10 protein-coding genes are annotated in these 7,004 nt (G+C 37.3%); 2 read left to right on the top strand and 8 right to left on the bottom strand.

Annotated features, from left to right (window positions below; genetic code table 11):
* Positions 1-131: 131 nt before the first annotated feature.
* The 3 genes from rpsR to rpsF are packed head-to-tail and all read right to left on the bottom strand — an operon-like array spanning position 132 to position 1,313.
* Positions 132-368 carry a 30S ribosomal protein S18 gene (gene rpsR, locus ACQKN4_RS23680; RefSeq protein ID WP_049662616.1) on the bottom strand — a complete coding sequence of 79 codons (237 nt, stop codon included), beginning with the start codon at positions 366-368 and terminating at the stop codon, positions 132-134.
* A 38-nt stretch (positions 369-406) separates the two neighbouring features.
* Positions 407-979 carry a single-stranded DNA-binding protein gene (ssb, locus tag ACQKN4_RS23675; protein ID WP_079563368.1) on the bottom strand — a complete coding sequence of 191 codons (573 nt, stop codon included), beginning with the start codon at positions 977-979 and terminating at the stop codon, positions 407-409.
* 46 nt (positions 980-1,025) lie between these two features.
* A complete protein-coding gene (gene rpsF, locus ACQKN4_RS23670; RefSeq protein ID WP_068985806.1) occupies positions 1,026-1,313 on the bottom strand; it encodes a 30S ribosomal protein S6 in 288 nt (95 codons plus the stop codon).
* Positions 1,314-1,486: 173 nt separating this feature from the next.
* On the opposite strand from rpsF, the gene ACQKN4_RS23665 reads away from it, so the two are divergent.
* Positions 1,487-2,047 (top strand): DUF3267 domain-containing protein, encoded by a 561-nt coding sequence (locus ACQKN4_RS23665; protein ID WP_427484996.1) that lies wholly within the window; start codon positions 1,487-1,489, stop codon positions 2,045-2,047.
* Between the two features lie 70 nt (positions 2,048-2,117).
* Here the strand turns inward: ACQKN4_RS23665 and ACQKN4_RS23660 are convergent, their stop codons facing one another.
* The 4 genes from ACQKN4_RS23660 to ACQKN4_RS23645 form a co-directional block, all read right to left on the bottom strand.
* Positions 2,118-3,158, bottom strand: coding sequence for an acyl-CoA dehydrogenase (locus ACQKN4_RS23660; protein ID WP_427484995.1), 1,041 nt, complete (start codon positions 3,156-3,158; stop codon positions 2,118-2,120).
* Positions 3,159-3,238: 80 nt separating this feature from the next.
* Positions 3,239-4,339, bottom strand: a complete 1,101-nt coding sequence (gene ychF, locus ACQKN4_RS23655; RefSeq protein ID WP_068985809.1) for a redox-regulated ATPase YchF — start codon at positions 4,337-4,339, stop codon at positions 3,239-3,241.
* A 153-nt stretch (positions 4,340-4,492) separates the two neighbouring features.
* Positions 4,493-4,693 carry a DUF951 domain-containing protein gene (locus ACQKN4_RS23650; RefSeq protein ID WP_079563365.1) on the bottom strand — a complete coding sequence of 67 codons (201 nt, stop codon included), beginning with the start codon at positions 4,691-4,693 and terminating at the stop codon, positions 4,493-4,495.
* A 1-nt stretch (position 4,694) separates the two neighbouring features.
* Positions 4,695-5,579: a mechanosensitive ion channel family protein gene (locus tag ACQKN4_RS23645; RefSeq protein WP_079563364.1), complete on the bottom strand. Its 885-nt coding sequence runs from the start codon at positions 5,577-5,579 to the stop codon at positions 4,695-4,697.
* 93 nt (positions 5,580-5,672) lie between these two features.
* On the opposite strand from ACQKN4_RS23645, the gene yyaC reads away from it, so the two are divergent.
* The gene (gene yyaC, locus ACQKN4_RS23640; RefSeq protein WP_079563363.1) at positions 5,673-6,305 is read left to right on the top strand and encodes a spore protease YyaC; all 633 of its coding nucleotides are present in this window, start codon (positions 5,673-5,675) and stop codon (positions 6,303-6,305) included.
* Here yyaC and ACQKN4_RS23635 read toward each other — a convergent pair.
* A complete protein-coding gene (locus tag ACQKN4_RS23635; protein ID WP_079563362.1) occupies positions 6,222-6,938 on the bottom strand; it encodes a DUF554 domain-containing protein in 717 nt (238 codons plus the stop codon). The two genes, yyaC and ACQKN4_RS23635, sit on opposite strands and share 84 nt — an antisense overlap.
* Between the last annotated feature and the right edge of the window lie 66 nt (positions 6,939-7,004).

Below are 7,004 nucleotides of genomic sequence, written 5' to 3'. Positions count from 1 at the left end.
GTATATTTAGTATAACGAGATTTTTTTGTGAAATGAACAAAAAACCCCGAATAGGGTCACTTTTTAAAGTGTCCACTATTCGGGGTTCAGTTCAATGATAACCTTGTTGTGCTTTTATTAATAAATAAATTTTATTTATCTTCAGCAACGAATGGAAGTAATCCCATAATACGAGATACTTTAATAGCAGAAGTTAATTTACGTTGGTACTTAGCGCTAGTGCCAGTTACGCGACGTGGTAAAATTTTACCGCGTTCAGAGATGAATTTTTTTAATAAATCCACATCTTTATAGTCGATATTCGTAATGTTATTAGCAGTGAAGTAGCAAACTTTACGGCGTTTGCGGCCTCCGCGACGTGGTGCCATAGTGTGTCTCCTCCTTATCATTTTTTATTTTAGAAGTGTTAGAACGGTAAATCGTCCTCAGATACTTCTATCGGTCCTTTGCTATTAGCAAATGGATCCTCATCTACACGTGTATAATTCGGCTGATTCACAGGTGGTTGATTTTGCTGATAAGCATCGCCTCCAAATGAACCCTGTCCTGGCATAGCACCACCAAACTGTTGTTGTGGTTGACCACCGCCATATGACGGTTGGTTATTACCGTAAGTCTGTCCACCACCATATTGAGGAGATGCAGGAGCACCGCCACCATTACGAGGTTCTAAAAACTGTACGCTATCGGCCACTACATCTGTTGTGTATACTCGCTTACCATCTTGTCCTTCATAACTGCCTGTTTGAATACGGCCTTCCACTCCAATTAAACTTCCTTTTCGCATGAAGTTCGCTAGGTTTTCAGCCTGTTTGCGCCAAGCAACACAGCTAATGAAATCAGCTTCGCGGTCACCTTGTTGGTTTGAGAATGTTCGATTTACAGCAACTGTAAATCTTGTAGACGCAACACCATTAGGCGTATAGCGTAGCTCAGGATCTTTTGTTAGTCTTCCAACTAATACGACACGGTTTATCATCAGAAATGCAACCTCCTTTTTTCAGCATTTTGTTAAAAATAAATGATTATGCTTCTTGGCGAACCGCAATGTGACGAATGATATCTTCGCTAATGTTAGCAAGACGTGTGTATTCGTTAATTGCATCTGAAGTAGCGTTTACTTTAACGATTTGGTAGAAACCTTCGCGGAAGTCTTGAATTTCATAAGCTAAGCGGCGTTTGCCCCACTCTTTTGATTCGATGACTTCTGCACCGTTAGAAGTTAAGATTTCGTTGAAACGTTCAACTAAAGCTTTCTTCGCTTCGTCTTCAATGTTCGGACGTACGATGTACATTAATTCGTATTTTCTCATCTGTTTACACCTCCTTATGGACTTAGGCTCTCCTGTATACAGGGAGCAAGGAGCAAGTAATAATTATTACTCACATCAATGAATTGTAACATATAGATACATGTCTTTCAAGTCGCAACTAAGCAATTCTTTCTATATAATGAACTTAATTCATGAATGAACGGAGGATCTTCATGCTACTAGATAAAGAACCAATCGTAATAGAGTTGGATATAAAAAAACTAATGATGGACAATATTGTTGTCACAAGTGGCCTTGCCATATTATTTGTAGCTATTCAATATATTTGCTTTAAAAATTTTGATTTTTCATTTTGGCATATGATACTTGGATCTATCCTTTTTATTATTCTATATATTATTTTCATTGTCTTACATGAAGCCTTTCATTTAATTGGCTTTATGCTCTTTGGAGGCGCACCCTTTAAATCGTTAAAATATGGCCTGAATTTAGAGCTTGGCATAGCGTACGCAACAACTGAACAACCGTTACCGAATCATGCAATGAAAAAAGCTTTATTACTCCCATTCTGGACAACTGGCGTTCTCCCTACAATTGCTGGTTTTTATTTTAATAGTACTGTTTTAGTGTTAGTGGGAGCCTTTTTAATCGCTGGAGCAGTAGGTGATTTTTCCATGTATAAAGAATTGCGCAAATACCCAAAGAACGCGTTAATACAGGATGATCCTCATCTACCTAAGCTTTATGTATATATGCCCGAGGAAATGAAATAACTTTGCTAAGAGTCACGTTACATATAGAATCTGCTTGTCTCCAAGCAGATTCTAATTTTTTCACACAAATTTATCGCGTTAAAAAACTATGCTGTGCAGCTGTATATAAATTTCTCCAAATACGATTAATTGAAGATGTCTCCGTAATTGCATCCATGCCAAGCCTACGTATTAAGCTATTGGCAATGTCTACGCAAGCCACTGCAGTATCTTTACTTATTCGTGAAAATTGTTGTAGCTCTTCTTCAGTCAATTCATGACCTTCTTTATGTTTTTGCCAGTATTCATTCAACATTAAATAATATCGCTCTTCAAACTGTTTAAAGTTTTTCTGTTGCTGCATCAATAAAAATTGTATGGCACCCATATGTTCGGTACGGCTTGGATCATGCTTTCTTTGCTTTACTAAAACAGACGCCTCTTCTAAGAAATTTTCTGTTATTCCAAGACAAACACTTACAAATGAAGCTTCTGCAAATGCACCAAACGGAAAACTATGTACTGCACTTCCATACTTGTTTTTAATTATGCCCAATTGGAATGTTTCCTCTTCAGGTACCCAAACATCTTGCACACGAATCGTATGGCTAGCTGTCGCTTTTAAGCCCATTGCTCGCCAATCATTAAGAACCTCTACTTGATCACAATTTACTGAGCAACTAATTATTTTATCAGTTCTAATACCTTCATTCTCGACAAAGCAATTCATCGTAAAAGTTGTAGCATAATCTGCTCCACTACAATACTTCCATTGACCTGTTACACGGTAGCCCCCATCTATTTTTACCGCTATGCCCGAAGGATAGCCGCTGCCTGCTATGACTGCATTTCTTGGTGAAAATATTTTTTCACAAACCTCTTTGTTCCATGTTGGAATAAACGCGTTACCCCCTGTCCCTATTGTAATAAGCCACCCAAAGTTGCCATCAAGTGCAGACATCTGCTGGAATACTTTAATGCCCTCTAGTAGCTCTAAATCTTTACCGCCTAATTCCTTTGCTGTGAATAGCTTAAACAATTGCTGCTCATAAATAAGCTCCTTTATATCTTTTGGTAATCTACCTAGCTCTTCAATTTCTAAACCACGATCTTTTATTTGTAATATGTTCATACTAATCCTCCAGATTGAAAATTCAGATAAAAATATATACAAAAAAGGCAATCTATTGAAAGATTGCCCCTGTTCGTTTTTTACACATTGAAACGGAATAACATAATATCGCCGTCTTGTACAACATACTCTTTACCTTCAAGACGTACTTTACCAGCTTCTTTAGCAGCAGGTTGAGAACCAGCTTCTACTAAATCATCGAAAGCAACTGTTTCTGCACGAATAAATCCACGTTCAAAGTCTGTATGAATGACTCCAGCACATTGTGGTGCCTTCATACCTTTACGGAACGTCCATGCACGTACCTCTTGTACCCCAGCAGTGAAGTAAGTTGCTAGTCCTAGTAAATCATATGAAGTACGGATTAATTGGTCTAAACCAGATTCTTTAATGCCTAGTTCTTCTAAGAACATTGCTTTTTCTTCATCATCAAGCTCAGAAATTTCTTCCTCGATTTTTGCACAAATTGTGATAACTTGAGCTCCTTCAGCAGCTGCATACTCACGTACCTTTTGCACATATTCGTTATTATCTGCGTCAGCAACTTCATCTTCTGAAACGTTTGCCACATAAAGCATAGGTTTAATTGTTAAAAGATGAAGTCCTTTAATAACCTTTAGCTCGTCTTCTGAAAGCTCTGCAGCGCGTGCTGGTCGACCGTTTTCCAATTGTTCTTTAACTTTTACAAGAATTGGTTCTTCGATCATTGCTTCTTTGTCTTTTTGCTTTGCCATTTTGCCAACACGTTGTAATCGCTTATCAACAGATTCTAAATCAGCAAGTGCAAGCTCTAAATTAATGACCTCGATATCGTCAATCGGATCTACTCCACCTGATACGTGCGTAATATTTTCATCAACAAAGCAACGTACAACTTGGCAAATTGCATCTACTTCACGAATATGAGCAAGGAATTTGTTCCCTAACCCTTCACCCTTTGAAGCGCCTTTTACGATCCCAGCAATATCTGTGAACTCAAATGCTGTTGGTACTGTTTTTTTAGGTGTTACTAATTCTGTTAGTTTATCTAAACGTGCATCTGGTACTTCAACAATACCGACGTTCGGATCGATTGTTGCGAATGGATAGTTTGCAGCCAATGCGCCCGCTTTTGTAATTGCGTTAAATAATGTTGATTTTCCGACGTTAGGTAAACCAACGATTCCAGCTGTTAATGCCATGAATGGACACAACCTTTCTTTGATCTGTTCAAATTTACTCTTATCTCCCGTACTAACGGATACTGTGAGGTTACAGAAGTCCTCACTGATGAATCACTGTATAACCCTATCTATTATATTGATTCACTCATAAAAAGTCTAATACACATCAAACTAGTCTTCACTAGCGGAAATTAAAACCTTCTTCATTTTTTTCTCAAATTCGCGGCGTGGAATCATGACGCTATGCTGACAGCCTTCACATTTAATGCGTACATCCGCCCCCATCCGAATAATCTTCCACTTATTTGTGCCACATGGATGCTGCTTTTTCATTTCAACAATATCATTTAAACCAAATTTCTTTGCGTCCATATTACTCACTTCTCCCCTCTTCATTTCCATTCACACCATAGAACATCATTTTCGGATGAGCCATTGGTATATTATTTTCTTCAAAGAGTTTTGTAACATCACGACGAATAGTACGAGCCACTCCATGTTGTTGTTGTGGTAATGTTTCAGCGGCTATACGAATCGTTACTTCTGTACCCTTAACATTTTGTACACCTAAAAAGACAGGTACTGCTACAAGTTCCTTATGAATTTCAGGTAAAGAATTTAAATACTTTTTAATAATAGATTCAGCTCTTTCAAAATCGGCATCGGTCGTCATTTGTAAATCTATATAAATTTTAGAGTTATTGACAGAGTAATTGACAACATCACCAATTGAACCATTCGGAATAATAAACTGCTCTCCTGTAGAACCATTAATCTTTGTCGTACGTAAGCCTATCTCTACAACAGTTCCTTCAGCAGTATTGATTTTTATATAATCGCCAACACCAAATTGATCTTCAAAAATAATAAAGAATCCAGTAATGACGTCCTTTACTAAGCTCTGCGCACCAAAACCAATAGCTAAACCGACAATCCCTGCTCCTGCCAATAACCCTGCTATCTTAATCTCTAATATAGAGAGGATAGCAATGATTGCTGAAAAATAAACAGCATAGGAAATGACACTTTGTAATAATCTTGAAATTGTTGTTTGGCGACGTTCTGAATGATCTAAAGGCGAACGCATACGCATTAAAAACACTTTTTTAATAAATTTTTTACCTAATCGAACGGCTAACCAAGATGCGATCAAAATAACCGTTATCTTAATTGAAGCAGTCATTATCGTTTCCCAAAGCTTCTCCGACATCAGCTTATCCCATAAGTTACTTAATACCCTTTCACTAAACCAATCCATTATTACCACCTCTTGAATAACTTGTTAAAAATTTGCGTATACTGCATAAAAATCGAGCACTTCTTAAAAATAAAAAGGAAAGCGAGTTTTTTTATGAATACTATACCAAAATTGTTACTCCCTTATTCTCTTCATCATGAAAGTAAAAATATCGTTTGGCAATTAAGTACATTATTTTTAGAACATATACCTTTTCATCATGAACGCCTTATTTTCTGTTGTATTGGAAGTGACCGTTGTACAGGTGATACGCTTGGGCCGTTAACAGGTAGCTTCCTCAAAAAGTCTGTTAGTTTTCCATATGAGATTGTAGGCTCTTTAGACAGTCCTTTGCACGCTCTTAATTTAGACACTACTATGCAACAGCTACACAATCATACTATAAAACCTTTCATTATTGCGATTGATGCATGTCTCGGAAGTGAACAAAATGTTGGACATATTTCTGTACAAAACGGACCTATTTTCCCGGGAAAAGCTGTAAAAAAACAATTACCTCCAATCGGTGACATTTCCATTAAGGGAATCGTCAATGTTGGAGGCTTTATGGAAATGCTTGTTTTACAAAATACAAGACTTCATATTTCCTATGCAATGGCTGAAAAACTTTCAAGAGCTCTATTGCTCGCTGCACATCGTTACTCACTGAAAAATATAGAAGATAGCAACCACAATACCGACAACAACGATACCTGGCAACAAGTTAGCAGCCTTGATTTTAGTTAAACCTGCTATATTTAAACCAATGGCGAAAATCATTACACCGCCTACAGCAGTCATTTCATGAATAAACATTTGTAGTGCAGCATCTGGTATAAAAGAGCTGATAACACCAGCAAAAAGTGCAATTAATCCTTGATAGACGAATACAGGTAATGCAGATAATAGCACGCCAATACCTAATGTAGATGTTAAGATGATCGATATAAATCCATCGATTAATCCTTTTGTAATCAGTACATTATGATCATTACGCAGACCACTATCGAGTGCACCAATGACGCCCATAGAGCCGACTAGAAAGATTAAAGAAGCTGTTACAAAGCCTTCTGCTATACTAATTTGATTATTATCAGTACGTTTTTTACTGAATAAAGATTCTACCCATTGTCCAAGTCTATTCATTTGCTTATCTAAATCTAACCACTCACCAATTACTGTACCGACCACTAAACTTATCATTAGAATAATAAAATTATCACTTTCAAAGCCCATTTTAATCCCTAAAAGTGCAACTGCTAAACCAATAATCGATAATACAGTAGACTTCATCGATTCTGGTATATTTTTAAAAATGCGTCCTACCAATGCTCCTACCATAATGAGCAGCGCGTTAATGAATGCCCCTAGTAATACCACGTCCCTACCTTCCTTCTCTCTAGATAAATAGAGAGCGCCTTGTAGTTTGGCGCTCTGATTACGTTA

The sequence above is a fragment of the Lysinibacillus sp. NPDC093692 genome (assembly GCF_050280125.1).
In the GTDB taxonomy this organism is placed as follows: Bacteria; Bacillota; Bacilli; order Bacillales_A; family Planococcaceae; genus Lysinibacillus.
Note: the sequence above shows the minus strand (reverse complement) of the source record. Positions and strands in the feature narration are given on the sequence as shown.

Coding starts and splice junctions, on each gene's coding strand:
- rpsR (WP_049662616.1), bottom strand. CDS start 368: ATGGCACCACGTCGCGGAGGCCGCAAACGCCGTAAAGTTTGCTACTTC.
- ssb (WP_079563368.1), bottom strand. CDS start 979: ATGATAAACCGTGTCGTATTAGTTGGAAGACTAACAAAAGATCCTGAG.
- rpsF (WP_068985806.1), bottom strand. CDS start 1,313: ATGAGAAAATACGAATTAATGTACATCGTACGTCCGAACATTGAAGAC.
- ACQKN4_RS23665 (WP_427484996.1), top strand. CDS start 1,487: ATGCTACTAGATAAAGAACCAATCGTAATAGAGTTGGATATAAAAAAA.
- ACQKN4_RS23660 (WP_427484995.1), bottom strand. CDS start 3,158: ATGAACATATTACAAATAAAAGATCGTGGTTTAGAAATTGAAGAGCTA.
- ychF (WP_068985809.1), bottom strand. CDS start 4,339: ATGGCATTAACAGCTGGAATCGTTGGTTTACCTAACGTCGGAAAATCA.
- ACQKN4_RS23650 (WP_079563365.1), bottom strand. CDS start 4,693: ATGGACGCAAAGAAATTTGGTTTAAATGATATTGTTGAAATGAAAAAG.
- ACQKN4_RS23645 (WP_079563364.1), bottom strand. CDS start 5,579: ATGGATTGGTTTAGTGAAAGGGTATTAAGTAACTTATGGGATAAGCTG.
- yyaC (WP_079563363.1), top strand. CDS start 5,673: ATGAATACTATACCAAAATTGTTACTCCCTTATTCTCTTCATCATGAA.